This is a genomic window from Telluria sp. BA11 (assembly GCF_056680305.1).
Genome location: NZ_CM155275.1, coordinates 650,359 through 677,011, shown reverse-complemented (window position 1 = coordinate 677,011; position 26,653 = coordinate 650,359). Strand labels below are relative to the sequence as shown.

Genomic DNA, 26,653 nt, shown 5'->3' with positions numbered 1-26,653 from the left:
GAGGGGGGTATGCGCATTTCGGATCTGCCATCCCAGCCTGCGACCGGGGCCGCGGCCCCTGGCGACACGCCGGTGCGCGAACTCGACCGCGCACTGTACGCCCAGCTCGCCTGGTGGACACAGGGCCTGTCCCCGGCCTCGCTGGCGGCGTCCGCCACGGACTGGCTGGTGCATCTGGCCGGCTCTCCTGACAAGCAGCTTGAACTGGTGATCAAGGCGCAGCGCAAGCTGCTGCGCCTGGCGGCAGGCGCCGCAGCAAGTGCCGGCCAGAACAGTGCGCCCTGCATCGCCCCGCTGCCGCAAGACCGCCGCTTCGCCGCGCCCGAATGGCAGGCGTGGCCGTTCAACCTGATCCACCAGGCGTTCCTGTTCGAGCAGCAGTGGTGGTACAACGCCACCACCGGCGTACCCGGGGTGACGCGGCATCACGAGCAGGTGTGGACCTTTGCCGTGCGCCAGGCGCTGGACATGTTTTCGCCATCCAATTTCCTGCTGACGAATCCAGTCGTGCTCAGGGAAACCTGGCGTTCCGGCGGCATGAATCTGGTCATGGGTTGGCATAATGCGATCGAGGATGCGAGCGGTGCTGCTACGACGGCGCCAACGGGGTTCGAGCCCGGCCGGGGCGTGGCCCTGACACCGGGCAAGGTGGTGTACCGCAACCGCCTTATCGAGCTGATCCAGTATGAGCCGGCGACCGCCACCGTGTGCGCCGAGCCGGTCCTGATGGTGCCGCCATGGATCATGAAATACTACATTCTCGACCTGTCTCCGGCCAATTCCCTGGTGCGCTACCTGGTCGGCCAGGGCCACACCGTCTTCATGATTTCCTGGAAAAATCCGGACGCGGCCGATCGCGATCTGGGGATGGACGATTATCTGAACCTGGGCGTGATGGCGGCCATCGACCAGGTCGCTGCGCGGCGCCCCGGGTACGCCATCCAGGCGCTTGGCTACTGCCTGGGCGGCACGCTGCTGGCGATTGCCGCAGCTGCGATGGCGCGCGACGGCGACGAGCGCCTGGCCAGCCTGACGCTGCTGGCGGCGCAGGTCGACTTCACCGAGCCGGGCGAACTGGGCCTGTTCATCGACGAAAGCCAGCTGAACTTCCTCGACAACGTCATGGCCGGCAAAGGCTATCTCGATGGCACGCAGATGGAAGGCGCGTTTGCGCTGCTCAATTCGAAGGACATGGTCTGGTCGCGCATGGTGCAGAATTACCTGATGGGGAAGGGCCGGCGCGTCACCAGCGACCTGGCGGCCTGGAATGCCGATGCCACCCGGATGCCGTATCGCCAGCAAAGCGAATACCTGCGCAGCCTGTATCTCGACAACGATCTGGCGCAGGGTCGCTACCGCGTCGGCGACAGGCCGGTCGCGCTGTCCGATCTGCACTTGCCCATGTTCGTGCTTGGCACCCGGCGCGACACGGTCGCGCCCTGGCTGTCGGTCTACAAGCTGCACTTGCTGGCCGACGCTGAACTCACGTTCTGCCTGACGGGCGGCGGGCACAATGCCGGCGTCGTCAACCCGCCGCTGGCAAGCGGCGGGCACGGTTACCAGATCGCCACGCGCGCCCGCGATGGCCGCTATCTCGATCCCGACGCCTGGTGCGCCGCGGCGCCGCAGCAATCCGGCTCATGGTGGCCAGCCTGGGAACACTGGTTGTGCAGCCATGCCACCGTGCAGATCGCCTCTAGTCCTGTTGCGCCGGCCGATCCTGCCGGACCGGACACGGTGTTCGACGCTGCACCGGGCAGTTACGTGCTGGTGCGATAAACGCGCAGCCGGCGCCTCCCCTCGATGGGGCACGGTGACGGCAGTATTTGACGTGCATCATTCAAAGTCGTCATCGTTCTCTCCACACTGGATCTTGCGCCCGGTACCTATCCTGGCGTCCATTCATCCATCAGGGAGTCCCCATGAATACCAAGCAAAAGCGCCGCATGAACACGATCTTCTATGCATTGCTGGCGCATGCGGTCGTCGTCCATGGCGCCGCAGCGCAGACGCCGGTGGACACCACCTCGTCGTCCGCGAAACAGGAAGCGATCGCCAGCGAACACGTGCGCGACGCGGTTGCCGTGGTGCGCAAGCTTGACGCCGTCGAGCGGATGCAGGGTGTCTTGACAAGCGCCAAGGGCATCTTCATCGTACCAAATTACCGGCGCGCGGCCGTGGGCGTGGGCGCGGCTGGCGGCACCGGCATCCTGCTGGTGCGGCGCGCCAATGGCGGCTGGAGCGACCCCGTCTTTTACAACACGGGCGGGCTCAGTGTGGGCCTGCAGGCGGGCGTCGAGGGCGGTAACCTGGTGCTGGTCCTGAACAACGACAAGGCGGTCAATGCCTTCCTCAAGAAAAACAATTTCTCGGTCAATGCGAAGGCAGGCCTCACGGTGGTCAGGTGGAACAAGATGGTGCAGGGCACCGCTGGCGCTGGTGACGTCGTGGCCTGGAGCGATACTCAGGGCTTGTTCGGCGATGTCGCGACGGTGCAAGTCAATGACATCCGCTTCAACCAGAACGTGACGAACGCGTACTACGAGCGCACGCTGTCGGCGACGGATGTCATCAAGGGAACGACCAACAATCCACAGGCCGCGCCACTGGTCGATGCCCTCGTTGCGGCCGCTGAGCCCGCCAAGTGAAGGTTGCGTCCCAGCGGCTCGTTCATTCCAGTTGCAGCGCCGCGATCAGCGCGGCGTCGCGCCCGTAGATGTCGGGTGCAAACAAGGCCCGGCCCTGGCGATCGACCAGGGCCGTTGCATAGAACAGCACGACGGGCACCGGCTCGGCCAGCTTGACGAAGCGGTTCTTGCCCGCGCTCATGGCGGCCGTCACCTGTGCACCGCTCCACTGCTGCGGATCGGCCAGCACGAATTGCGCGAGCTCGGCCGGTTGTTCGACGCGGATACAGCCATGGCTCAGGTCACGGCGCGTGCGCTGGAACAGTTCCCTGGCCGACGTCGAATGCAGGTAGATATTCATCGGGTTGGGCAGCGCGAACTTGACGTCGCCCAGCACATTGCGTGAGCCGGGGCGCTGCCTGACCCTGGTACCGCCGGCCCGCAGGCGGCTTGCCGCATCGCCGGCACCAACCTGCAGCACGTGCCCGTCCGACCCCACCAGTTCCATGTCATTCTGCTGCAGATAGGCAGGATTGCGCGCCAGCTTCGGGAGGATTTCATTCTTCTGGATGCTGGCAGGAACATTCCAGTAAGGCGCAAATTCCAGGTAGCGCATTTCTCCGATGAACAGGGGCGTGGGCGTGCGGCCACGCGCGCCGACGATCACGCGCATTTCCAGCGCGGGCGCCGCAAAGTTGTCCCTGGCATCGAAGGCCCACAAGCGGTAGGTGGGCACGTTCACGACGACGACGCGCCCGTGCGCCGGGGGCGGGGGTAGCCAGCGCAGGCGTTCGAGCGTCAGCGCCAGCTGGGCGATGCGATGCGCGGGCGGCACCGACAGGACCGTGACCGTCGCGGCGCCCAGTACGCCGTCTTCATCCAGCCCGTGCCGCGCCTGGAAACGCCGCACGGCGCCAGCCAGTGCCGGCGTATAGATGCCGTCGCTGCCCACGGGCGCCTGCGCGTCCAGATCACCCAGCAACTGCAGCCGCGCCTGCAGCAGGGCCGCGCCCGCGTAGGGTTCGCCAGCGTGGATGGCCGACCGTGCGACCGGCGGCAGCGCGGGCCAGGCCGGTGTTGCCAGTGACAGCGCGCGGTACTGTGCCAGCGCCGCCTTGACCCTGCCATACAGTGGAATGGCGGGCGCGGCGGCGTCGATGGCCTGCGCCAGCCCTTGCGCGTCGCGCACGGTGGCCAGGCGCTGGCGCGGGTCGAAGCCGGTGTCGGGTGCTGCGGAAACCCGGCTGGCCCAGGCCGCGCGGCCCCCGTGCAGATCGCACAGGTACTGCATCATTGCGCGGTCGAGATCGCGCACGAATGCCGCCGATGTGCCCTCCGGGCCGGCCAGCCGCCGGGTCAGCTCGTCCAGCTGATAGCGGCGGATGTCGAGGCCGTGTTCGGGCGCCGCGCGCAGCAGTTGCAGTGCCAGCGGCGCCAGTTCCTGCGCGCCCGACAGCCAGGATGCGTCGGTTGCGGCGATCGGGGCACACGGATTGACCACGGGCGCCGGGACGTCGGTGCCCGCGACGGCATCGCGGGCAAACGCGGCGGAACCCGTGGCAGCCTGAAGCAGCAACAGCAGGAGGAGATGCGCGGCGCCGCCATGTGCTTTGGCGGGCCAGGTCAGACGGGGAACTACCATGAGGTGTGGTGCATGCGCTGTGATGGAGGGTAATGTGACAGGCGTCAAAATTACACCCTGCAGCGTATGGCAGTCGTTGATCTGCATCAATCCAGTGGATCGCCCGGTGCAACGACCGCGCCATGAAGGACGCGGTTCCTCGGCGATCAGACGTAGTAAATCAGAAGTAGTAACGCAGCGACGCCCCCGCCGTGGCCTGCGGCACGGTCGTCACCAGCAAGCCACCGGCCGTGCCATACGCGATGTCGCTGGCGAACTCGTGCGGCTGCAGCGTGGCAAACAGCGCGCCCTGGAACTTGCCCAGATCGTAGGTCGCCTTCATGTCATAGCGCACATAGGTCGGCATGTCGCGCTCGTACAGCGGCGTGCCCATGTAATAAGGATTGCCGGCCGTGACGTACACGTCGCCGCTCAGCGACAACCGGCCCGGGCCCATCGCGGTGCGGTACTGGACGCCGGCTTTCCACGTGTGTTCCGGAACCGACAGGCGCGGGCCGGCGCCAGGCACCGGGTTGTCCAGCCGCGCGCGCAGGATGCGGCCATAGCTCAGGTAGGTGTTCAGCGCGCTGCTGAGCTGGTAGTGCAGATCAAGTTCGAGACCCCGGCGCGTGGTCTGGCCGGACGCGACGAACACGTCCGGCGCCGTGTTGATGATCTCGTCGTCATTCTGGATGTAGTAGAACGCGCCGGACACGCTCAGGCCGTCCAGTGGCGCTGCCTTGAAACCGAGGTCATGCGAGCGCACGCGGCTCGGATCGATGCCGGGATTACTGCGCCCGCCAAGCGCGCCCAGCGGGCCCAGGCTGCCGCTGGTGCTGATCTGCTCGGCCGCCGGCGAGCGGAAGCCCTGGGCGATGTTCGCGTACAGCTCGACGGTGGGCAGGACGTTCCAGATCGCGCCGTATTTTGGCGTGACCACCGAGGCTTCGTAGCCGGTCGATGCGGCGGGCAGCTTGCGGTTGACGAGGTCATAGTCGAAGCGGTCGTAGCGCGCGCCACCGTGCAGCTTGAGCGTGGGCAGGATGCGGTACTGGCCCTGGATGAACGCACCGTAGGTTAGCAGGTCGAGGTCCTGGTTGTTGACGTAGCTGGCGGTCGGTCGCCGGTTGCGGTATTGCTGGCGGAACGCATCGCCCTTGTCCTGGCGCGCCTCAAAGCCGGCCGTCAGCACGCCGGCTGAGCCGAAGACCCAGGTATTGCCGCCGCGCGCGCCGAAGATGTCGCGCTCGTCATAGCCATAGGTGTGCAGCGTGGTGCTGGTCTGGATCGCGCGGCTGCGGGCGAAGTCCTCCGCATAGGCGGTGGCAAACCAGCCCGCGTCGCCCGATGCCGGACTGCGGTTGGCCACGAGCGTCTTGCGGTGCGCGTCGCCAAAGCCCGGCAGGTTGAACATGGTGTCGTGTGGATCGACCAGCCCGGCTTCCATGGCCGGCAGCGACAGGTAGCCGGCGCCGGCATAGTCCGACTTGTAATAGGTGGCGCGCAGGCTGTAGACACCGTCACCGATATTGGTCGAGAGCTTCCAGAACAGGTTGTTGCGGTCGAGGCTGGCGCCGTGGCGGAAACCGTCGAGGCTGTAGCGGTCGGCCACCACCAGTGAACGGATGCGCCCGAAGTCATTCGACAGCACGAGCGAGCCGCGCCGCCCGCCATAGCTTTCCACGGTCACCGTGGCGCTCGACGGTGTGGCCGCGCCGCCTTCGCGGGTGCGGATCGCCACCGCGCCAGCGCGGTTCTGGTCGCCGTACAGGGCCGAGACCGGGCCCTTGATGACGTCGAACGTGTCGATCATGTCGCCCGTCATCCATTCGAGGAAGGCCGGACCGTGGCCCGCGCCGCCCTGGCTCGATGGAATGTTCTGCGGCACGCCGTCGATATGGATGGCGGTGTCGGCGCCGTGCGTGCCCTGGGTGGCGAAGCCGCGCATCCGGAATCCATTGCCGGTGTCGCCCTGGTCGATATTGTTGGCAACCACGCCCGGCACGCGGCGAAACACGTTCGAGATGTCGCGGCCGATGTCGAGCGTGGCGAGGTCTTCGGCCGTCACGGTGGTCACGCTGCCCGGCAGCGAGGTGGCGCCCAGGCCAGGCGCGAGCCGTTCATCGTCGCCGCGCTGGCCCCGTACTTCGACAACCTGCGCCGAGGGTGCAGCCATTGGGGCGAGGTCAGGCGTCTCGTCAGCCGCGACGGCGGCGCCGCCAAACAGGCAGGTGAGCATGACGGCGTGGGAAATCGCACGCAGGCGGGTCGGACGGGTAGCGGATTGCAAGATCGATACTCCAGAGTGGAAGGCAGGTGAAAACAGAATTTGTCAGGTCGGATGGCAGCGGCATGCGGGTTGCCGGACTAACGGATGGATAACGACCTTATTGATAATGATATCTCATTACTGGGAGAGAATGAGGTTTCTTGTCAGAATAAGACCCGACCTCGCAGCCAGCGACTGATCCAACAGCGTCATGCTGGTATCAATTTTTTCTATTTCTAATTGTCAGCTATTGCTCTCTATGATGGTCAGACTGCGCCAGCGGCGCCGCAGCGTGCCGACCACCGATATGAATATTCCAGGAGACCACATGGCTGATCACCAGCACCCGAGCCAGCTGCTCGCCAACTTCGCCGCCAACCTGCGCTACGAGCAGATTCCCGACGCCGTGCGCATGCGCACCGAAGATCTGTTTCTCGACTGGATTGGTTCTGCGCTGGCCGGCCGCACTTCGCGCGCCGTGCAAACCATCGACCGCTACGCGCAGACGATGGGGCCGGGGGGCGGTTCCTGCGATGTGCTGATCTCGCGCCGCACCACCACGCCGCTGTTCGCGGCGATGGTCAATGCCGCTGCCTCGCACGTCGCCGAGCAGGATGACGTGCACAACGGCTCGGTATTCCATCCGGGCGCGGTCGTGTTTCCCGCCGCACTGGCCGTTGCCCAGTCGATCGGCGCCAGCGGGCGTGACCTGTTGACGGCGGCCGTGGCCGGCTATGAAGTCGGGATTCGCGTGGGCGAATTTCTCGGCCGCTCGCATTACCGCATCTTCCACACGACGGGCACGGCCGGGACGCTGGCGGCCGCTGCAGCAGCAGGGCACCTGCTCAAGCTCACGCCGGACCAGATGCTGCATGCCTTCGGCTCGGCCGGTACGCAGGCGGCGGGCTTGTGGGAATTCCTGCGCGACGCCGCCGACTCGAAGCAGTTGCACACGGCAGCGGCAGCTGCTAACGGTTTGACGTCGGCCTACCTGGCGCAGGACGGCTTTACCGGTGCGCGCCGCATTCTCGAGGGTGCGCAGGGCATGGCGGCGGGCATGTCGAGCGACGCCGATCCGGCCAAATTGACTGACCGCCTGGGTGAGCGCTGGGCGCTGGCCGAGACGTCCTTCAAATTCCACGCGTCGTGCCGGCACACGCATCCGGCCGCCGACGCCTTGCAGCAGGTGATGCGAACCCATGGCCTGCAACCCCAGCAGATCACGCGCGTCGTCGCGCACGTGCACCAGGGCGCAATTGACGTGCTGGGCGCGGTCGTCGATCCGCAAACGGTGCACCAGGCCAAATTCTCGATGGGGACGGTGCTGGGGCTGATCGCGCATTACGATGTGGCCGGCTTGACGCAGTTCGAGGACAGCTTCAATGCAGCGCCGATCACGGCGTTTCGTGGCAAGGTGGGCATGGAATTCGACGACGAAGTCGACACCGCGTATCCGGCGCGCTGGATCGGCAAGGTGACCGTCGAGACAACCGATGGCCGGCGCCTCACCGGCCGCGTGGACGAACCGAAGGGCGACCCCGGCAACACCTTGTCGCGCGCTGAACTCGAACAAAAAGCACTGCGGCTGGCGCTGTTCGGCGAAGCCGCGAGCGAGGCCGAGATGCACGCGCTGGCCGCGCGCATCTGGAGCCTGGCGGACGCGCCCAGGGTGGGAAACCTGTTTGCCTGAGAAGACCTGATACAGTCGTGGCACTCTCGTCTCCCGCTGTATCAGCTTTTCGATGGCACTGAACAATATCCTCAGAAGGCTGGACCTCACCAGCCTCCAGCTTTTCCTGGCAATCCACGAAGAAGGTTCACTCACCCGCGCTGCCGAGCGCGAAGCCATTGCCGTCTCGGCCGCCAGCAAGCGGCTGGCCGACATGGAAGGGGCGCTGGGCGTGGCGCTGATGGTGCGCACGGCGCGCGGCATGACCCTGACCCCGGCCGGTGAATCGCTGCTGACGCACGCGCGCCGCATCCTGCTCAGCGTCGACAAGATCGGCCAGGAACTGGCCGAGCATGCCCAGGGCTTGCGCGGCTACGTGCGCATGGTGGCCAACCTGTCGGCCATCGTGGAATTTCTGCCGGAAGACTTGCGCGCGTTCCTGAACCTGCACGACCAGATCCGGCTCGACCTCGAAGAGCGCCCCAGCGGCGACGTCGTCAAGGGCGTCGAAGACGGCTTTGCCGAGATCGGCATCTGCTCGGGCGACACCGATACCCGCGACCTGCACAGCCACTTGTACCGACGCGACCGCATCGTGCTCGTCATGCGCCACGACCATGCGCTGGCCGGGCGCGGGCGCGTGCCGTTCGCCGACACGCTCGACTTCGATCATGTCGGCCTGCATGCGGACAGCTCGATCAACAAGCGCACGCACCTGGCCTCGCGCGCCTGTGGCCGGCCATTGAAAACCCGTATCCACGTGCCCGGCTTTGACGCCGTGTGCCGCATGGCGCAGGTGGGCATGGGCCTGGGTGTGATTCCGCACGAAGTCTTCACCGCCATTGGCCAGCCGCTGGGCCTGGTTGCGGTCGAGATCGACGAGCCGTGGGCTGAGCGCGAGCTGCGCATCGTCGTGCGGGAACAAAAGGGCTTGTCGCCGGTGACGCGGGCGCTGCTCGCGCATCTGGGATCTGCCGAAGAGCGTTCGCGGTTGACGAAGGCTCGTTGAAAAGAAACGGTTGGACGGGCAGGGCCCGTTGTCTCTATGCTGGGTCGACAAGCTACAACCATCGACGAGACCAGCATGAACCTCAACAACAACATTCCCGACGGCGCGTTGCGCGGCGTGCGCGTGATCGAAATGGGCCAACTGATCGCGGGCCCGTTCGCCGGCAAGACAATGGGCGAATTCGGCGCCGACGTCATCAAGATCGAGGCGCCCGGCAGCGGCGACCCGCTGCGCAACTGGCGCATGATCAAGGAAGGGACATCGGTCTGGTGGCAGGTGCAGTCGCGTAACAAGCGCTCGATCGCCCTTGACCTGCGCAGCGCCGAAGGCCAGGACATCGCCCGCAAGCTGATCGCTGAAGCCGATGTATTGATCGAGAACTTCCGCCCCGGGACCCTGGAAGGCTGGGGCATGGGTTGGGAGGCGCTGTCGGCCATCAATCCCGGCCTCGTCATGCTGCGCATCTCGGGCTATGGCCAGACCGGGCCGTATCGCGACCTGCTGGGCTTTGGCGCCATCGGCGAAGCGATGGGCGGCCTGCGCCACCTGACGGGCGAACCCGACCGCGTGCCGGTGCGCTGTGGCGTGTCCATTGGCGACACGCTGGCCGCGCTGCACGGCACCATCGGCGTGCTGACGGCGCTGTACCACCGCAAGGTCAATGGCGGCAAGGGTCAGGTGATCGACGTTGCCCTGCACGAGGCCGTGTTCAATGTCATGGAAAGCCTGCTGCCTGAGTACAGCGCCTTTGGCGCCGTGCGCGAGGCAGCCGGCAGCGCGCTGCCCGGCATCGCGCCGTCGAACGCGTACCGCTGCAACGACGGCTATGTGCTCATTGCCGGTAACGGCGACAGCATCTTCAAGCGCCTGATGGCCGTGATCGGGCGCGACGATCTGGCCCACGACCCGGCGCTGGCCGATAATGCCGGCCGCGTCGTGCGCGTGGCCGAGATCGACGCCGCCATCAGCGTCTGGACGGCAACGCGCCCGATCACCGAGGTCCTCGAGTTGCTCGGCGGCGCCCGTGTCCCGGCCGGCAAGGTTTATACGGCGAAAGACATCGCGGAAGATCCCCATTACCGGGCGCGCGACATGATTCTGGCCCAGTCCACGCGCGACGGTTACGACCTCGAGGTACCTGGCATCGTCCCCAAATTGCTCGGCACGCCAGGCAGCGTGCGCACCTCCGCCCCGGGTCTTGGCGACGATACCGATGGCGTGCTGCGCGAACTGGGATTGAGCGAACCTGACATCGCCGCCTTGCGCACCAAGGGAGTGGTGGCATGAACCGGTGGAACGGCACTGGCCGCCGCATCCACATGCAGGAAGTCGGCACGCGCGACGGCTTGCAGGCCGAGTCCGTGTTCGTACCGACCGCTGACAAGATCGCCCTGGTCAACAGCCTGTCGCAGGCTGGCATGGCCAAGATCGAAGTGACCGCGTTTGTTTCGCCCAAGGCCATACCGGCGCTGGCCGATGCCCAGCAAGTGATGCTCGGCATCGAGCGCGTGCCGGGCGTGACCTACAGCGCGCTGGTGCCGAACGTGCGCGGCGCCCAACGCGCAATCGAGAGCCGCACCGACGAACTGAACCTGGTGATGTCGGCCAGCGAAACGCACAACCTGGCCAATCTGCGCATGACGCAGGCGCAATCGTTCCAGGGCTTGTGCGAGGTGGCGGCGCTGGCGCGACAGGCGGCGCTGGCCGTCAATATTTCGTTGTCGTGTTCGTTTGGCTGCCCGATGGAAGGCGACGTGCCCGAAGACACGGTGCTGGCCTGGTGCGCGCGCTTCATCGACGAGGCCGGCGCCGGCGGCATCACCCTGTGCGACACGACCGGCATGGCGTACCCGAGCCAGGTGGCATCGCTCACGGCGCGTTTTCGCGCAGCCTGGCCAGAAACCGAACTGAGCCTGCACTTTCACAATACCCGCGGCATGGGCCTGGCCAATGTGCTGGCCGGGATCGATGCAGGCGCCGACCGCTTCGACGCGTCGCTTGGCGGGATCGGCGGCTGCCCGTACGCACCCGGCGCCTCGGGCAATGTCTGCACCGAAGAGGTGGTGCACGCGCTGCAGTTGATGGGTTACGACACGGGAGTCGATCTGGGCTGCTTGCTGGACGCATCGGCACGGCTGCCGGCATTGATCGGGCACGAGACGCCGAGCCAGATCGTCAAGGCAGGCCGGCGGCTCGATCTGCACCGGCCACCCAGGGATTTTGAAGCGATCAGGGAGCGCGCAGAAGCGCGTCCGGCTTGAACCCATGCCATCGCCCGCACGAACAAAACTATTTTAATAATTCAGGAGACACCATGAAATCGATTCACTCGCTGCGCATTCGCGCAGGTCTGCTCGCCGTCGGCGCAGCACTTGCCAGCATCGGCGCGCAAGCGCAGGACAACTATCCCGCGCGCGCCATCACGCTGATGGTCTCGGCCGCGCCGGGCGGCACGACCGACCTGGCCGCGCGCATGATCTCCGATCCGCTGTCCAAGGCACTGGGCAAACCGGTCGTCGTCGAGAACCGGCCGGGCGGGGCGGGCGCGATCGCTGCGTCGGCCGTCAAGCGGGCCAGGCCGGACGGCTATACCTTGCTGGTGCAGTACTCGGGCTTTCACGTCATCACGCCGCACGTGGTCAAGGCCGGATTCGATCCGATCAAGGACTTTACCCCGGTTGCCAACCTGATCGTGGCGCCGCAAGTGTTTGTCGTGCGGCCCGATCTGCCGATCAAGACGCTGCCCGAGCTGGTCAGCTATGCCAAGGCACACCCCGGCAAACTCAATTACGCGTCGTCCGGCAATGGCTCGCTGCAGCACGTGACGGGTGAAATGCTGAACCAGATGAGCGGCACGAACATCGCGCACGTGCCCTACAAAGGCACGGGCCCGGCGATTACCGATCTGCTCGGTGGCAACGTCGAAATGACCTTCACGACGGCGCCGCCGCTGCTGGCCCACATCCGGTCCGGCAAGCTGCGCGCCATTGCCGTCACCGGCAACGTGGCACTGCCGAGCCTGCCCAATGTGCCGACCACCGCGACGATCAAAGGGTACGAGAAGCTGGACGTGAGCTCGTGGTTCGCCGTGTACGCGCCAGCCAATACGCCCAAGCCGATCGTTGACAAGCTGACGGGGGCAATCAAGAAAATCATGGCGACCGATGCATTCAAACGCAAGGCGCAGGAGCAGGGTGCGTACGCGGTCTACATGACGCCGCAGGAACTGGCGGCGCATACGAGCAAGGAATATCAGACGTGGGGCAAGTTTGTGAAGGATGCGAAGATCACGGGGGAGTGAGTGCCCGTGTCGTCCAAGGATTGCGTGGTACGGGCTTTGTTGCGTGAATCAGCTTACTGGGTGTATCAACGTCAAGGGAATGATCGCGGCGAAAAGCCGGCAGTCCATTCATCGAGCACGGGTTTTGCACGAAACAACGCCGTACTGCGACGAGGAAACGATTGCAGGAACTGAAAATTTACAACTTGCCTTGCGACAATCGGTGAGTAATTTCCAGAAATTTTCCGTTAGGATATATCTGCGTCTTTACTTATCCGCTTCGTCGACCTTTTCATGAGCAGGCCAGGTTGCTGATGTTCTCGATGATGCCGTTCTCCTTAGTCGTCAAACCATAAAAATGGGGTTGTCTTTGCAGCGTCAAGATTCATTACCAGGAATTGGCGCACTTTTTATGCGTGTCAATTAAGAATTCCGAAGGTCTCGTCACGATCAAGAAAAAAATATGTTGGTGCTAACTGGAATTGCTGTTGCATTGATTCTATCGAGCATAACGTCACATGTTTATGCAGAACCCAAAGATATTGCAGTGGCGCGAACTCTGTTCCAGCAGCGTTGCAATACGGCTGGAGAGACAATCAAAAGGACCGTCGAGGATGTGGACGGTCTGCTGCTACTGAAGATCCGTTCTCGCAACATCAACTACAGCCAACAGTTCGTCCTTGATGATCCGTATGGGAAAGACCTTACCGGAGATGGCTATATCGAGGGTTTTCTTGGGGCGCACCATGACTTGCCTGGCCATATTGAGCGCGCAGAAGGGCGGATCGCTCCTCCTCAGAGGCAAGTTGGATATATGTACGTGGACGCCAGTGACCCCAAGGATGGGAAACGATATCGCTACACAGGTTTCATCGAGCAACCAGGTTTGAAAGACCCGCGCTATTTGAAGGGTTATTTCAGAGTGGTACTGGTGTCCAGCCCTACCAGTGAGCCAGCACCACGCTATGGCGTTACTTATGAGGATATTTCGATAGCCGATGATCGCCGTTACTGGATTGCGGGTAGCTCGCTCAAAGTTATTGACCTGCTCCGCAACGAAGTCATTGCCGAGAGGATTGGATACATGATGGATCCCGGCCAAGGTGCCGACGGGGGCGGCAGGTCGCCCTGGCTGATGGCCGCTGCCCATGCGTGCCCTGCCTTCAAGGGCCGGCGCGCCGTTTCTGCTCAAAGAGGTCAAACGGTCCGCTTCGTTGAGAAAGTATTGCGGCCACGTCCCAAAAACCAATAACAAGCCCGCGAGCCGGCTGTACGCCATCGATGGAACATTGGCGGGAGTCGACATGCAATCGGCGTAGACGGTGCTGTCGGATCAGCGCTTCGGTGCCCAGGTCCAAGGCTGCAGGACACGATGTGGCTGGAGGGACTGTCTCCATGATGACAGTGCGGGCCGTGGTGTCAGAGTGCCAGGCCTTCCATGGCCTGGCGCCACAGTGCTACGAATTGAGCACGTTGACGAAGCCCCCCAGGGGCATCGGCCGGTGGAACAAAAAGCCCTGCATCGTCGAGCACCCGTGCGCACGCAGGTAGCGCGCCTGCACTTCCGTTTCCACGCCTTCGGCCACCAGATCGAGATTCAGGCCGCGTGAAATCGAGATGATCGCCAGCACGACCGGGTAATGCCCGTCCTCGTCGCTGATCTGCTGCACGAACGACTGGTCGATCTTGATGGTGTGGATTGGAAACCGGTGCAGATACGCCAGCGACGAATACCCGGTGCCGAAATCGTCAATGGCCACCGACACGCCCAGTTGCCCGAGCTTTTTCAACTGCTCGATCGCATATTGCGGATTGCGGATGCAGATGTTTTCGGTGATCTCGACGGCAATCCGGCCGGGGCCGATATCGTAGCGCTGCAAGGCACTGCGCATCGTTTCGAAGAATTTGCTGTGGTCGAGATAATGCGGCGACAGATTCAGCGACAGCGTCAATTGGTCCGCACCGTCCGTGCCCCACTGCGCCATGTCGCGGCACAGCGTATCGATCATCCACTCCGAGATCGGCACGATCAGGCCGCTCTCTTCGGCGAATGGCAGGAACTCGGCGGGCATGATCAGGCCGCGCACCGGATGGTTCCAGCGCATCAGCGCCTCGGCGCCAATGATGCGGCCACTGGCGGCGTCGATCTGCGGCTGGTAGTACATCTCGAGTTCGTTGCGCTCGAGCGCGCGGCGCAGATGCTGTTCCAGCGCGACGTTCTGGTGCAGCGCGTCGTGCATCGACGGATCGTAGAAGGCGTGACCGTTCTTGCCGAGGTCCTTCACGCGGTACATCGCAATGTCGGCATTGCGCAGCAGCTCGTCGATCGATTCGCCGTGCTCGGGGTAGATCGCCACGCCGATCGACGCCGAGATATGCACCTCGGTGCCGCCCAGGTCGAAGGGCTGGTGCAGCCGCTCGATGAACTTGTCGGCGACCACGCGCGCATCGTCGCGCGAGCGCAGGTCGGGCAGCACGATCGTGAATTCGTCACCCCCCTGGCGCGCCAGCGTGTCGCCCTTGCGCAGGCATTCCTTCAGGCGCAGCGCCACCTGCTGCAGCAACTTGTCGCCGTGGCCGTGGCCGAGCGTGTCGTTGACGAGCTTGAAGCGGTCCAGGTCGATGAACATCACCGCCAGCTCGGTGTGCTTGCGCCGGGCCTGCAGCATCGCCAGGCCGAGCCGGTCCTTGAACAGCACGCGGTTGGGCAGGTCGGTCAGGATGTCGTGATAGGCCTGGTGATGGATGACCGCTTCGGCACGCTTGCGCGCGCTGACGTCGCGCGCGATGCCGTAGGTGCCGACATAGGTCGGCGTGTGCGGGTCGCGTTTTTCACGGTGCATGCCGATCGCGTTGAGCGAGATCGTCATCACGGACGTGTCGACGGCGTCGTGCGTGTGCTGCTGGCCCGCGCGGCATGTCACGCGCAACTCGACGTCGCGCGAGGCCCGCTCGCCGACGCGCCGCTCGTTGAACACGTAGAGTGCGCGCTCGTGGTCTTCGGCATGCAGCAGCGCCGTGTAGTGCTGGCCCAGCAGTTCTTCCCGTTCGTAACCCAGCATCTGGCAGGCCCGATCGTTGACGTAGGTGAAGCGGCCTTCATGACCGAGCATGTAGATCATGTCGGGCGAGGCGTCGACCAGGTAGCGGTATTTTTTTTCGGACAGCGCGAGCGCCGCCACCATGCGACGATTGATCTGCTGCAGGTCGCGCTGCCTGAGCGCGTTGTCCACCGTGCGCAGCAATTCTTCGCGGCTGAATGGCTTGCGCAGGTAATCGTGGGCGCCGCGCTTCAAGGCTCCGATGGCCGATTCGATGCCGACGGTGCCGCTGACAACGATGACGTCGGCCTTCATGTCGTGCTGGTTGATGAAGTCCATGACTTCATGGCCATCGACATCCATCATGAGCAGGTCGAGCAGCACCAGGTCGAAGCACTGCTCTGCCAGGCACGCCAGCGCTTCGTTGCCGCTGGCAGCCGTACTGATAGCATAACCACAACCTTTGAGCATTTCCTGCAGCGAGGCCAGTACACGCGGTTCGTCATCGACCAGCAGCAGGCGGGGACGGTGGGGAGGTGGGGTAGTGGATACGTCAAGATGAGTGGGCAGCGTGCCCCGGATGCTGGCCGGGAGTCCGGTAGTTCGAAATCGATTCATCGTCATTCTGTCAAAGCCGTGCGATTTTCTGTGCCTGCTGCCCGTGAGCACTGCAGACGTTCATGTCTTATCTTCCACATAATGCCAGCTTATTCGTTGCATTTGATGCATGACAATGCAATCGTGTGCAGAAATGCGTCATGTCAGATGGGTTTCGTGCCTGTATGACGACAAAAACGCCGCAGCACGCGCTGCTTTTCCTTGATGGTGATCTGTCAAGATTGCTGTTTTATTCAGGTCCGGTCTTTGCCAGCCAGGCGATCGTGTTCAGGGTAGCGTTGCTCTTCTGATAAACTTGGACACATGCTGCAAGGCACGTTCATCGGTCGATCGGTCAACCGGCTGTCGGCTTGATTGCGGCGCGCCATTTCCGAAGGAGTCGATCCAGGAGGTCAACGTGGGTGATTTGAACAAGCTATTCTTTGCGCTGCTGCTAATGTCAGCAAGCCATGGGCAGGCGGCTCAGTTGAGCACCCAGTCAGATTCGCCGACGGACACGTCGATGTCTGTTTGTCCGGCTCAGGACATTTCATTTTTCATTCAGCGATTTTCCAGCGACGAGGCGGTGCAACGCAGCTACACCACGGTCCAGTCAGGTGAATTTCCCGTGATGCCTCTGGTGCAGGAGCGCAAGGACAACGCGCTCGTCATGCAACTGGAAGACGTGACGGCATCGAATGCGCGGGTCAAGCTGGCCAACCCCGATACCGATTACCTGGTGTCGTATTATTTCAAGATGGACGATTGCTGGAGACTGGTCCGCATCGAGAACCAGTCTCTATGACGCCGCCTCGTAAAGCCCGGATTCCACTGGTTGGTGGAATCCCGGGAAAACCGATCAGGGCTTATCTGAACGAGTAGTTGGCACTCGCATAAAAACGGCGCCCGCGCGGATCCGTATAGCTTGGATCATATCCCGACAAAAAGTAATACGCCTGGTTCGAATAAGGCGGACTCGTGTCGAACAGATTCTGGATGCCTACCCGCAGTTTCAGGTTCGTATTGACCGCATACGCGCCCGACAAATCCCACAACGAGTAATGCTTGACCCGGTTGGCGGCAACCACGCTGCCATTGTCGATATTGATCGCCGTATTCTGGTCTTCGTAGCCGCTCGAGAACGTATTTTGCAGGCTGGTCGACAGCGGTCCGCGATCCCAGTCGACGCTCACCGTATGGCGCCAGCGCTGGACCACGCCTTTCGTCACGAAGCGGTTCAGATTGCTCACGAACGCATCGCCGGGCGCATTCTGGATTTTCGACGTCAGCACATAGGTGCCGTTCAGGCGCCCGCCAAAGCGGCCGATGGCAGTATCGACGCCGCGTACCGTCAGCGCCAGGTCGAGGCCACGCGCCAGTTGCGCGCCGCGGTTGTCCTTGCGCAGTTCGATGTAGTCGATCAGCCCATCCTCGTCGCGATACACCAGGTCGCCATACTTGGCCAGGTTGCCGAGGATGATGTCGTCGCCGATTTCACTGATGAGGTTCGTGCGCTTGATGTTCCAGTAGTCGAGCGATGCGCTCACATGCTTGCCGGCGGCGAACACGGCGCCCAGCGAGAACTGGCGGCTGCGCTCGGGTTTCAGCGCGTCGTTGCTGTAGCGGCGCGTGTCCCAGTTGTCGGCGCAGTCCGAATAATTGTTCTCGACCGTGGCGCAGTAGACCGGATCGGGCAGGGTGGCCGTGCTGCTGTAGACGGTCGGGCGGTAGAGCTCCGTCATCGACGGCGCGCGGAAGCCCCGGCCGGCCGAACCGCGCAGCAGCAGCGCCTCGCTTGGGCGGTAGGTCAGGCCGATCTTCGGGCTGGCCGCGCCGCCCACGTTTTCGTAGTGGTCGTAGCGTGCCGACAGCTGCGCTTCCCATTGTTTGGCGAATGGCACCAGGACTTCACCGTACACCGCAGCCACATCGCGGCTATCGCTGGTGGCGCGGCCGCCTTCGGGCGCCGCGTCATTGTTGATGTTGTCGCTCAGGAGCAGGGCCGATGGCGTGAACTGGTTTTTTTCGCGCCGTGCTTCGCCACCGATGGCCACCGCCAGGTCGCCGCCGGCCATTGGCATCAGGGCGCGCGACAACTTGACGTCGACGGCGTCGAGCGTGCCGCGCGCGCGGCGCACGACATCATCGACCTGGATGCTGTCGATCAGCGCCTGGCCTTCCGGGCTCGATGGGCCGAACGGGTTGATGCGGCCGTCGGCGATTCCTTCGAGCAGCTCGTTGTAGAGCAGGTAGCCATGGGTGTCGCGGTCCTTGACCGTGTTGACGCTGTGGTTGTAGGCGGTGTCGTAATCCCAGCCGCCCACGGTGCCCGTCACGCCAACGACGAAACGCACGCCTTCGCTGGTGAGCGTGCTGGTGCGCTGGCCCGCTTCGTTCAGGCGCATGCGCAATTCCAGTTCGCCCGGGATGTCGTCGTCCAATTGGTCCAGGCCGGTGCCGGCCAGTTGCGGCACCCGCGAATAATCGACGTAGCCGGCCACGCGCGCCGACGAGCCGGTGTAGTCGGTCTTGGCGCGGCTGAGCGCCACTTCGGCATACGCCTGATGCGAGCCACCCAGCTTGATGACGGCGCGGCTGAGTACACTGGCTTTTTCGGACTTCGGATACAGCTCGGTGTCGCCCATGTAGTTATAGGTACAGGCGTCGACGCCGCCCGTGCCATCCGGCAGATAGACATTGGCCGGCGGCGCGCAGCCCGGGATCGACAGGTTGATCAGGCGGTTCGTGATCGGCTTGCCATTGAGTGTGAAGCCGATCTCCTGCAAGTGGTCGCGTTGGGCCGAGGTGAGGCGGATATTGGCCGGACTCGTGTAGCTGGAGAGCAGGTGACCGAGGCGCTGCTCGACCTGCAGGCCAGGGATGAAGCTGCGCTGCGATGTGCTCAGGGGATTGGTGCGCTGGAAGTCGGCCACGGCAAACACGTTGTAGCCATCGCGCTCGAGTACGCCCTTGCCGGCGCTGAGGCTGGCAGTGCGCTTGCCGGCACCGCCTTCGTCGGTCGTGCCGACGTACACGTTCGCCTCGAGTCCCTGGAAGTCCTTGCGGGTGATGAAGTTGATGACGCCGCCGATGGCATCGGTGCCATACAGCGCCGATGCGCCGTCGAGCAGCACTTCGACGCGTTCGAGCGCGGCCGCCGGGATATTGTTCAGGTCAACGCCACTATCGTCACCGGGCGAAGCAAAGTTGGCCATGCGCCGGCCATTGAGCAGCACGAGCGTCGACGAGGTGCCGATACCGCGCAGGTTGGCGCTGTTGAAGCCGCGCTGGTCACCGCCGACGTTGATGCTGGCGCCGTCGGTCAACCCATTGCTGTTGGCCGAAACCCGCCCCATCAGTTCGGCGGCGGTGGTCACGCCCGTTTTCTCGATCTCGGCCCGTGAAATCGTTTGCACCGGCAGCGCAGTTTCAGACTGCACGCGGCGGATGGCCGAGCCCGTGACTTCGACGCGCGGCAACTCGGCTGCCGACATCGCAGGCAACGTCTGCGCGGCCAGGGGCAGGCTGGCCAGAGCGATCGTTCCAGCGCACGCCAGGAGCACGCCGCGCACGGCGCGGGCGCCTGGTTTCAAATTCGTATTCATCAATTCTCCGTTGTCACATAAAGCGCATTGATTGATAGTAAACGTGCGCAGGGTTGAAGGGATGCAACGAATGGAGAGGGATGAATGGATGTTGTAAATATGGTACGCGCGTGCGTAAAAAAACCGCCACGTCTTTCGACGGGCAGTTTATAGGGGCATCAGCCAGCTTTTAATTCGCGAACAATACCTGGGCAATAATACCGGTGGCGATCGCCGCCAGCACATAATCGTTCCCGGTCTGGACCCAGTGATATCCACGGGGTGGCGCGCTCAGGTGGCGACCGCGCCAGTTATTGACCACGTAGCGATCGTGGCGATATTCCTTGTGCAGCCTGCCGCCACGGCGCAGGTCGTGGCGTGGACCGCCACCGCGCGAATCGTCACGACGATAATACTGGGCGCTGTCGTTGCGGTGCTTGCCATGGTTGGCGCGCGGGCCGTCGTGGCGGTCATTGCGGTCGTTTCGTTTGTCGTCGCGGCGATCATCGTCACGGCGATCATGATGCTGTTGTTGCGAATAGCCGTTGCGGTCATGATCGCGATCGTTACCGTGATCGCCGCGTTGTGCAAAAGCGCTGCCACTCGCGGTAAAGGTCAATGCAATCAGTGCGGCGATGAACTTAGTTTTCATTATTGTTTCTCCTGGTGGCCGATCCGTTGAATCGATGAATTCATTAGACTACGGGCACCGCCTAACATGTTAAGAATTCCAGTAAGCAATGCTACAAAGTGTATCCGTGCCGGCTGTCGCCATAATGTGTGAGAAATAGCGTCCCGGCGCTGGATATACTCGGTTCGATCAATGTATTCAACCGGGAGGCGCTGTGATGGAAAAACGTCTGCAACGATGGCTGGTCGGTGCGCTCGTGGTGGCCGGCATTGGCGCGGCAGGGCTCATGTGGAACAGCTCAACACGTGAAACGGTCGTCGATGTGGCGGGCGCACCGCCGCCGGATGCACCACGTGCCGCCGTGCCCGTGCCGGCGCAGGCAGTGTCGGCAGCAGTGCCGGCGTCGGTGCTGGCGGCTGCCGTCAACCCGAACCTGAGCGCGCACGTGGCCGATCTGCTGGCATCGCACGATCCGTACGATGCCTACGCGGCCTATATGCTCGTTTCCACCTGCGCGTCGTTCAACCGGCGGCAGGATCTCGAGATGCACGACAACAAGCTGGGCGCGAAACGCGCGCTGAATGCCGATGAACGCCGGAACATGACGCGCATGTGCGGCGCGATGACCGAGCGCGAGCGGCTGGCGCGGCTCGATTACCTGGCCACGGCCGTCAAGGCCGGCGTGCCGGGCGCGGCGTGGATGCATGTTGTTGAAGGCCCGTTTGGCGATCCGAGTGCGTTGACGACGCGGCCCGACGACCCCCTGGTGCGCGAATGGAAGGCGACGGCGGCCAGCCAGCTCGACGCGGCGGCCGAGGCGGGCGACACGACCGCACTGATGTTGTGGGGAATGCAGAAGCTGGGCGGCTCGGACCTGACAGACAGGCATCCGGTGCAGGGGTACGGCTACCTGCTCGCGGTTGGCCTGATCGACGCGCAGATTGCGCAGCCTGGCGACCGGTCGCCGCAGATGTTCGCCGAGGGCAGTGGATTGCTGACCGCGCTTGGGGGGCAACTGACGCAGGAGCAGCGGGCGGCTGCCCTTGCCCAGGCGCGCCGCATCGCAGCTGCTGCAAAAGCACGGCGTGAACGTAGTGACAAGTCGGGCGTCATGCCGGCGTCGTTGGCGACCGGCGGATTGTCGGCTATGCCGGCGGGTCGTCGGAGCTGACCGCCGCGTTCAATATCGGGCTCAGTGTCGGGCTCAGAGTCGGGCTTAACAACGACGACACATACAGCAGCAGCTTGTCTTCGCTCGCGCCGAGGTCGAGGCCCGTGAGCTCGCCGATGCGGCGCAGCCGGTAGTCGAGCGTGTTGCGGTGGATGCCCAGCGCCTTCGCGGTGGCGGCCGAATTTTCGTTCTGCGCGAACCATGCGGAGAGTGTCGCGCGCAGCATGGCGCGGCTCTTGTCGTGTGCGAGCCGCGCGATCGGCATGCGCAGCTGGTGCGCGTGCCAGCCGCTGTCCAGGCCCGACAGCAGTACCGGCAAGGCCATCTCGTAATAGCTGAAGACCTGCTGCTGCGGATGGCGCGCGCGCCCGAGCCGGCTGGCCGTGCGCGCGCTGCCGTACGAGATCGCGGCGCCGTCGATGCCGGGCAGGGCAATACCCATCGACAGCGTGAACGGCAGCGTGCATTCTTCGCGCAGCAGCTGGGCCACGGCGTCCAGGCGGCGCTGGGGCGGTGTCTCGAGTCCTTTGCGGGACGGCTCCCAGGCTTCGAGCAGCACCAGTTCGGCAGGGCCGACGGTGGCGGTGAGGGCGTCGTCGCGGCGCGCCAGGAGCCGCATCTGCAGCAGTTGCACGGCGCTCGGGGCATGGTCCACCGTCGCCGGCACGCCCTGCAGTTCGACCAGAAACACGAGCTGCATGCGCTCGATGTCGATCCCGAGGCGCTGCGCCCAGCCTTCGAGTTCGGCCCGTGCGCCCGGCTCGTAGCGGATCAGGTTGAGCACAAACGCTTCGCGGTAGCGTGAGTGGCTTTGCAGCGTCTGGGTCAGGGCGGCCTGCTCGAGGATCATCTCGGCGCTGAGGCGTACCAGCTCGCCGAACTGGCGCACGGCGTCGGGCGCACCCGACAAGCCGACCGCCCCGCAGATCTCGCCGCCGACGCACAGCGGCAGATTGATGCCCGGCTGGGCGCCATGCAGCTTGTGCGCGGCCGCCGCATCGATTTCGGTGGTGAGCTTCTTGGCCAGCGCCAGCAGGGCGCCGGCATGCAGCTCGCCAACCCGCGCCGCGTTGCCGCTGGCGAGGATCACGCCGTGGGCGTCCATCACGTTGACGTTGAACGGGATGATGCGCATGGTGCGGGCGACGATTTCCTGGGCGAGGCCGGTGTCGAGGATGTGCATGGCGATCTCTGGATGGGAAGGAGCGTTTGTGATTATGCACAATTATGCCGGGGCAGTGGGCGGCCCGGGTGAGTCGGGCTGGCATGCTGATCGGATATGTGAACAGTGGCTTGGGCATCAATTTGTGCACATGCCTGAAAAAAGGCGGGAATCAGGCAGCTTGAATTGTGCGTGTCGCCGACGCTTGGCAGCCCTTGTTTGGTTGATAATCTCGATGATTACATGACCATATATTCGGAGACAGCATGAGTACCATTGCCAGCACCCCCGGCGCGAGCCTGCTCGAAGGCGCCTACCGCAAGGCCACGTGGCGCCTGATCCCCTTCATCTTCGTCTGCTACTTCTTCAATTACCTGGATCGCGTCAACGTCGGTTTCGCCAAGCTCGAGATGCTCGACGCGCTGCAGCTGAGCGAAACCGTGTATGGCCTGGGCGCTGGCATCTTCTTCATCGGCTACGTGACCTTCGGCGTGCCGAGTAACCTCATCCTGCACAAGCTGGGCGCGCGGCGCTGGATCGCGGTGATGATGATGACCTGGGGCGCGCTGTCGGCCTGCATGCTGTTCGTGAGCACCCCGGTCGAATTCTATGTGCTGCGCTTCTTTACCGGTGTGGCCGAGGCGGGCTTCTTCCCGGGCATGGTCCTGTACTTCACCAAGTGGTTCCCGGCGCACAAGCGTGGCCAGGTGATGGCGCTGTTCATGTCGGCCATTCCCGTCTCGGGCCTGATCGGCGGCCCGTTGTCGGGCTGGATGCTGAGTCACTTCTCGGCCGGCCAGGGCGGGATGGATGGCTGGCAGTGGCTGTTCCTGCTGCAGGGCATCCCGACCGTGCTGCTGGGTGTCGCGGTGCTGTTCTACCTGAACGACAGCCTGGCGCAGGCGCCATGGCTCACGAACGAAGAAAAGGCGGCGATGCAGACGGCGCTTGACGAAGACGAAGCGCAGCGCTCGAGCGGCACGCATGCGGTGCATTCGTTCGGCGCCGTGCTGCGCGACTGGCATGTGTGGATGCTCGGCTTTATCTACTTCAGCATCCAGATGGGCGTGTATGCGATCAACTTCTGGCTGCCGTCGATCATCAAGTCGCTGGGCTTTGAAAGTGCGACGACGGTCGGCTGGCTCAGCGCGATTCCCTACCTGTTCGCCGGTGTCTTCATGGTGCTGGTGGGCCGCTCGGCCGACCGTCGGCGCGAGCGCCGCTGGCACTTGTCGGCGCCACTGCTGATGGCGCTGGTCGGCCTGCTGCTGGCTGCGAACTTCTCGGATAACGTGGTGCTGGTGATGATCGGCCTGAGTCTGGCGACGATGGGCGCGCTGACCGGCTTGCCGATGTTCTGGCCGCTGCCGGCGGCATTCCTGGGCAGCGCGGCCGCTGCCGCGGGCCTGGCGCTGATCAATTCGATGGGCCAGATCGCCGGTTTCCTCAGCCCGTTTCTGGTCGGCTGGATCAAGGACGCTACCGGCAGCACGGACATGGCGCTGTACATCCTGTCGACCGTGCTGTTCATCGGCGCGATGCTGGTGCTCGTGGTGCCTGCGCGCCTCGTCAATCGTTGATCGGAGCGCAGCATGCACATCGTGATCGCACCCGATTCATTCAAGGAAAGCCTGTCGGCGCTGGAAGCAGCCAGCGCCATCGAGGCGGGTTTTCGCGACATCTTCCCTGACGCCCGCTACGTCAAGATTCCCGTTGCCGATGGCGGCGAAGGCACCGTCGACGCGATGATTGCCGCGACGGCCGGCCGCCGCGTCGACCTGCGCGCCACCGGTCCGCTGGGCACGCCCGTTGACGCCTTCTACGGCCTGACGGGCGGCGACGTCATCGCCGTGATCGAGATGGCCGCCGCCAGCGGCCTGGAACTGGTCCCACCGGCCGCACGCGATCCGCTGAACGCGACCAGCCGTGGCACGGGCGAGTTGATCCTCGCCGCGCTCGACGCGGGCGCCCGCCGCTTCATTCTCGGCGTGGGCGGCAGCGCCACCAACGACGGCGGCGCCGGGATGCTGCAAGCATTGGGCGTGCGGCTGCTCGATGCGCAGGATGCACCGCTGGCGCCCGGCGGCGCAGCGTTGGCAAACCTCGCGCGCATCGACATCACGCAGCTCGACGCACGCGTGCAGGACGCGGTATTCGAGGTAGCGTGCGATGTCAGCAACCCGCTGGTTGGCCCGACTGGCGCCTCAGCCATCTTCGGCCCACAAAAGGGTGCAACGCCGGCGATGGTCGCCCAGCTCGACGCCAACCTGCGCCACTACGCCGCCGTCATCGCACGCGACCTGGGCCAGGACGTGGCCGACGTCCCGGGCGCCGGTGCCGGTGGCGGCATCGCCGCCGCAATGCTGGTCTTCCTCAAGGGCCGCCTGCGGCCGGGCAGCGAAATCGTCGCCGACGCGGTCGGCCTAGACGCCGCCGTCGCGCTGGCCGACCTGGTCATCACCGGCGAAGGCCGCATCGACAGCCAAACAGTCAACGGAAAAACCCCGATCGGCGTGGCCCGCGTTGCCGCGCGCCACGGCAAACCAGTGATCGCCATCGGTGGCTGCCTGGGCCACGACGCCAGCGCCGTCCACGCCCACGGCATCGACGCCACCTTCAGCACGATCATGAAAGCCGGCACGGTCGCTGAAGCCCTCGCCAACGCCGAATTCAACCTGCGCACCACCGCCCGCAACGTCGCCGCCACACTCAAACTCGGCCAATCCCTCTAACCCCAACCCCTAATTAGGGTCAGAGTAGAATTGTTGAGCAATTGATCCGATTTCTCCGCAATGAGGGTCAGAGTCGAATTATTGGGCAATTGCTCGGCACCGCCAACAAGTAGGGTCAGAGTCGATTTATTGGGCAATTCCCAAAAGTTGTCAAACAATTCGACTCTGACCCTAATTGTTTCTTTGATGGCCGAGGCTGCTTAATAATTAGGGTCAGAGTCGAATTGTTGGGCAATTGCTTTGGCAGCTGGCTAGTGGCTGCGGCTGGTGCGGTTAGCGGCCGATCCAGGCGGCGCCGGGCCAGGCGCCGCTGAGCACCATTTCTTTCATCAGGCCGACCAGTTCGGGGGCGGCGGCCACGCTGACGGGGGACGCACGGCGGGTGGCGGCGCGTGCCAAGACGATGCGGCGTGACAGGTCGGGGGTGCCGACCGGTGCGCCGGACAGCGTGCCGTCCCGCAGTTCGTCGAGGATCGCGGAGCTGGGCAGGATGCTGTAGCCGAAGCCTTTGTTGACCAGCGATTTCTGCAGGTCGAGCGCGTTCGTTTCCGCCACCACATCCACACTGATGCCGGCCACCGCCAGCGCGTGCTCGATGATGCTGCGCAGGCCATGCGGTGCGTTCGGCAGGATCATCGGCCGGTCGCGCAGCTGCTTGAGCGGAAACGGCGTCGACGCATCGATCTCGCCAGGTGGCCCGATCACGTACAGACGCTCATCGAGCAGCGCTTCGACCTGCAAGCCATTCGAGGCACGCGTGTCGTACAGCAGCGCCAGTTCGACTTCGCCGGCTTCCAGCCACTGCACCACATTACCCGCGTACCCGACATTGATGCCAACCGTGACGGCAGGATGTTTGGCACGCACACGCGCCACCAGTTCGGTTGCCAGCAGATTGCTGGTGCTGGCCAGCAAACCAATCATCAGGCGGCCCGAGATCGCATTGGCGGCCGGGCCGATCTCGGCACGCGCCTTGTCCAGTTCACGCAGCGCGCGCCGGCCGTATTCGGCCAGCGTGCGGCCGGCGTCGGTCAGCACCATGCCGTGACGTTCACGCTCGAACAGCAGGGCGCCGCATTCTTCTTCCAGCATCCGGATGTGGCGCGACACGGCGGGCTGCACCAGATGCAGCAGTTCCGCGGCCTTCGTGGCGCTTCCCGTCTCGGCAATGGCGATGAGCGTGCGGATCTGCTTGATGTCCATGGTTGTCCTTCAAGTGGTTGTGCCATCAACATAAGCTATTCCTCCTCAGCCTGCAAT

The 26,653-nt window shown here is 64.1% G+C and carries 19 protein-coding genes; 12 read left to right on the top strand and 7 right to left on the bottom strand.

The window, feature by feature from the left end; translation table 11 throughout:
- Positions 1–9 precede the first annotated feature (9 nt).
- Positions 10–1,779, top strand: a complete 1,770-nt coding sequence (locus AC1MGT_RS02825) for a PHA/PHB synthase family protein (RefSeq protein WP_499502930.1) — start codon at positions 10–12, stop codon at positions 1,777–1,779.
- Between the two features lie 143 nt (positions 1,780–1,922).
- A complete protein-coding gene (locus AC1MGT_RS02820) occupies positions 1,923–2,648 on the top strand; it encodes a lipid-binding SYLF domain-containing protein (protein WP_499502929.1) in 726 nt (241 codons plus the stop codon).
- Positions 2,649–2,670: 22 nt separating this feature from the next.
- Here the strand turns inward: AC1MGT_RS02820 and AC1MGT_RS02815 are convergent, their stop codons facing one another.
- Positions 2,671–4,269: a L,D-transpeptidase family protein gene (locus AC1MGT_RS02815; protein WP_499502928.1), complete on the bottom strand. Its 1,599-nt coding sequence runs from the start codon at positions 4,267–4,269 to the stop codon at positions 2,671–2,673.
- A 160-nt stretch (positions 4,270–4,429) separates the two neighbouring features.
- Entirely contained in the window at positions 4,430–6,538 is a 2,109-nt protein-coding gene (locus AC1MGT_RS02810) for a TonB-dependent receptor (RefSeq protein ID WP_499502927.1), read from the bottom strand.
- A 307-nt stretch (positions 6,539–6,845) separates the two neighbouring features.
- On the opposite strand from AC1MGT_RS02810, the gene AC1MGT_RS02805 reads away from it, so the two are divergent.
- The 6 genes from AC1MGT_RS02805 to AC1MGT_RS02780 all read left to right on the top strand — a co-directional run bounded on the left by AC1MGT_RS02805 (position 6,846) and on the right by AC1MGT_RS02780 (position 13,727).
- Positions 6,846–8,207 carry an MmgE/PrpD family protein gene (locus AC1MGT_RS02805; RefSeq protein WP_499502926.1) on the top strand — a complete coding sequence of 454 codons (1,362 nt, stop codon included), beginning with the start codon at positions 6,846–6,848 and terminating at the stop codon, positions 8,205–8,207.
- A 52-nt stretch (positions 8,208–8,259) separates the two neighbouring features.
- Positions 8,260–9,195 carry a LysR family transcriptional regulator gene (locus tag AC1MGT_RS02800; protein ID WP_499502925.1) on the top strand — a complete coding sequence of 312 codons (936 nt, stop codon included), beginning with the start codon at positions 8,260–8,262 and terminating at the stop codon, positions 9,193–9,195.
- Between the two features lie 75 nt (positions 9,196–9,270).
- Positions 9,271–10,482: a CaiB/BaiF CoA transferase family protein gene (locus AC1MGT_RS02795; RefSeq protein WP_499502924.1), complete on the top strand. Its 1,212-nt coding sequence runs from the start codon at positions 9,271–9,273 to the stop codon at positions 10,480–10,482.
- Entirely contained in the window at positions 10,479–11,456 is a 978-nt protein-coding gene (locus tag AC1MGT_RS02790; RefSeq protein ID WP_499502923.1) for a hydroxymethylglutaryl-CoA lyase, read from the top strand. Before AC1MGT_RS02795 ends, AC1MGT_RS02790 begins: the two co-directional genes overlap by 4 nt.
- Before the next feature lie 53 nt (positions 11,457–11,509).
- Positions 11,510–12,496: a Bug family tripartite tricarboxylate transporter substrate binding protein gene (locus tag AC1MGT_RS02785; RefSeq protein WP_499502922.1), complete on the top strand. Its 987-nt coding sequence runs from the start codon at positions 11,510–11,512 to the stop codon at positions 12,494–12,496.
- Positions 12,497–12,938: 442 nt separating this feature from the next.
- The gene (locus tag AC1MGT_RS02780; protein WP_499502921.1) at positions 12,939–13,727 is read left to right on the top strand and encodes a hypothetical protein; all 789 of its coding nucleotides are present in this window, start codon (positions 12,939–12,941) and stop codon (positions 13,725–13,727) included.
- A 205-nt stretch (positions 13,728–13,932) separates the two neighbouring features.
- Here the strand turns inward: AC1MGT_RS02780 and AC1MGT_RS02775 are convergent, their stop codons facing one another.
- Positions 13,933–16,134: an EAL domain-containing response regulator gene (locus tag AC1MGT_RS02775; RefSeq protein WP_499502920.1), complete on the bottom strand. Its 2,202-nt coding sequence runs from the start codon at positions 16,132–16,134 to the stop codon at positions 13,933–13,935.
- A 397-nt stretch (positions 16,135–16,531) separates the two neighbouring features.
- Here AC1MGT_RS02775 and AC1MGT_RS02770 point away from each other — a divergent pair, with 397 nt between their 5' ends.
- Positions 16,532–16,918: a hypothetical protein gene (locus AC1MGT_RS02770; RefSeq protein ID WP_499502919.1), complete on the top strand. Its 387-nt coding sequence runs from the start codon at positions 16,532–16,534 to the stop codon at positions 16,916–16,918.
- Positions 16,919–16,979: 61 nt separating this feature from the next.
- Here AC1MGT_RS02770 and AC1MGT_RS02765 read toward each other — a convergent pair whose 3' ends face one another.
- Positions 16,980–19,718, bottom strand: a complete 2,739-nt coding sequence (locus AC1MGT_RS02765; protein WP_499502918.1) for a TonB-dependent receptor — start codon at positions 19,716–19,718, stop codon at positions 16,980–16,982.
- A 169-nt stretch (positions 19,719–19,887) separates the two neighbouring features.
- On the bottom strand, positions 19,888–20,349 hold the full coding sequence (locus AC1MGT_RS02760) for an RcnB family protein (RefSeq protein ID WP_499502917.1): 462 nt from the start codon (positions 20,347–20,349) through the stop codon (positions 19,888–19,890).
- Positions 20,350–20,614: 265 nt separating this feature from the next.
- Here AC1MGT_RS02760 and AC1MGT_RS02755 point away from each other — a divergent pair, with 265 nt between their 5' ends.
- Complete coding sequence (locus AC1MGT_RS02755) at positions 20,615–21,499, top strand: hypothetical protein (protein WP_499502916.1); 885 nt, start codon at positions 20,615–20,617, stop codon at positions 21,497–21,499.
- Here AC1MGT_RS02755 and AC1MGT_RS02750 read toward each other — a convergent pair.
- The gene (locus tag AC1MGT_RS02750) at positions 21,474–22,682 is read right to left on the bottom strand and encodes a sugar diacid recognition domain-containing protein (protein WP_499502915.1); all 1,209 of its coding nucleotides are present in this window, start codon (positions 22,680–22,682) and stop codon (positions 21,474–21,476) included. The two genes, AC1MGT_RS02755 and AC1MGT_RS02750, sit on opposite strands and share 26 nt — an antisense overlap.
- Positions 22,683–22,927: 245 nt before the next feature.
- Here AC1MGT_RS02750 and AC1MGT_RS02745 point away from each other — a divergent pair, with 245 nt between their 5' ends.
- Together AC1MGT_RS02745 and AC1MGT_RS02740 are read left to right on the top strand one after the other, a co-directional pair.
- A complete protein-coding gene (locus AC1MGT_RS02745; protein WP_499502914.1) occupies positions 22,928–24,241 on the top strand; it encodes an MFS transporter in 1,314 nt (437 codons plus the stop codon).
- Between the two features lie 12 nt (positions 24,242–24,253).
- On the top strand, positions 24,254–25,393 hold the full coding sequence (locus AC1MGT_RS02740) for a glycerate kinase (protein ID WP_499502913.1): 1,140 nt from the start codon (positions 24,254–24,256) through the stop codon (positions 25,391–25,393).
- A 273-nt stretch (positions 25,394–25,666) separates the two neighbouring features.
- Here AC1MGT_RS02740 and AC1MGT_RS02735 read toward each other — a convergent pair whose 3' ends face one another.
- Positions 25,667–26,596, bottom strand: a complete 930-nt coding sequence (locus AC1MGT_RS02735; protein ID WP_332530844.1) for a LysR family transcriptional regulator — start codon at positions 26,594–26,596, stop codon at positions 25,667–25,669.
- Between the last annotated feature and the right edge of the window lie 57 nt (positions 26,597–26,653).

Bases quoted from the DNA above. Each gene is read 5' to 3' on its own strand.
- AC1MGT_RS02820 (WP_499502929.1), top strand. From the start codon at position 1,923: ATGAATACCAAGCAAAAGCGCCGCATGAACACGATCTTCTATGCATTG.
- AC1MGT_RS02785 (WP_499502922.1), top strand. From the start codon at position 11,510: ATGAAATCGATTCACTCGCTGCGCATTCGCGCAGGTCTGCTCGCCGTC.
- AC1MGT_RS02760 (WP_499502917.1), bottom strand. From the start codon at position 20,349: ATGAAAACTAAGTTCATCGCCGCACTGATTGCATTGACCTTTACCGCG.
- AC1MGT_RS02815 (WP_499502928.1), bottom strand. From the start codon at position 4,269: ATGGTAGTTCCCCGTCTGACCTGGCCCGCCAAAGCACATGGCGGCGCC.
- AC1MGT_RS02745 (WP_499502914.1), top strand. From the start codon at position 22,928: ATGAGTACCATTGCCAGCACCCCCGGCGCGAGCCTGCTCGAAGGCGCC.
- AC1MGT_RS02825 (WP_499502930.1), top strand. From the start codon at position 10: ATGCGCATTTCGGATCTGCCATCCCAGCCTGCGACCGGGGCCGCGGCC.
- AC1MGT_RS02805 (WP_499502926.1), top strand. From the start codon at position 6,846: ATGGCTGATCACCAGCACCCGAGCCAGCTGCTCGCCAACTTCGCCGCC.
- AC1MGT_RS02750 (WP_499502915.1), bottom strand. From the start codon at position 22,682: ATGCACATCCTCGACACCGGCCTCGCCCAGGAAATCGTCGCCCGCACC.
- AC1MGT_RS02735 (WP_332530844.1), bottom strand. From the start codon at position 26,596: ATGGACATCAAGCAGATCCGCACGCTCATCGCCATTGCCGAGACGGGA.
- AC1MGT_RS02800 (WP_499502925.1), top strand. From the start codon at position 8,260: ATGGCACTGAACAATATCCTCAGAAGGCTGGACCTCACCAGCCTCCAG.
- AC1MGT_RS02775 (WP_499502920.1), bottom strand. From the start codon at position 16,134: ATGAATCGATTTCGAACTACCGGACTCCCGGCCAGCATCCGGGGCACG.
- AC1MGT_RS02780 (WP_499502921.1), top strand. From the start codon at position 12,939: ATGTTGGTGCTAACTGGAATTGCTGTTGCATTGATTCTATCGAGCATA.
- AC1MGT_RS02755 (WP_499502916.1), top strand. From the start codon at position 20,615: ATGTGGAACAGCTCAACACGTGAAACGGTCGTCGATGTGGCGGGCGCA.
- AC1MGT_RS02795 (WP_499502924.1), top strand. From the start codon at position 9,271: ATGAACCTCAACAACAACATTCCCGACGGCGCGTTGCGCGGCGTGCGC.
- AC1MGT_RS02765 (WP_499502918.1), bottom strand. From the start codon at position 19,718: ATGAATACGAATTTGAAACCAGGCGCCCGCGCCGTGCGCGGCGTGCTC.
- AC1MGT_RS02740 (WP_499502913.1), top strand. From the start codon at position 24,254: ATGCACATCGTGATCGCACCCGATTCATTCAAGGAAAGCCTGTCGGCG.
- AC1MGT_RS02790 (WP_499502923.1), top strand. From the start codon at position 10,479: ATGAACCGGTGGAACGGCACTGGCCGCCGCATCCACATGCAGGAAGTC.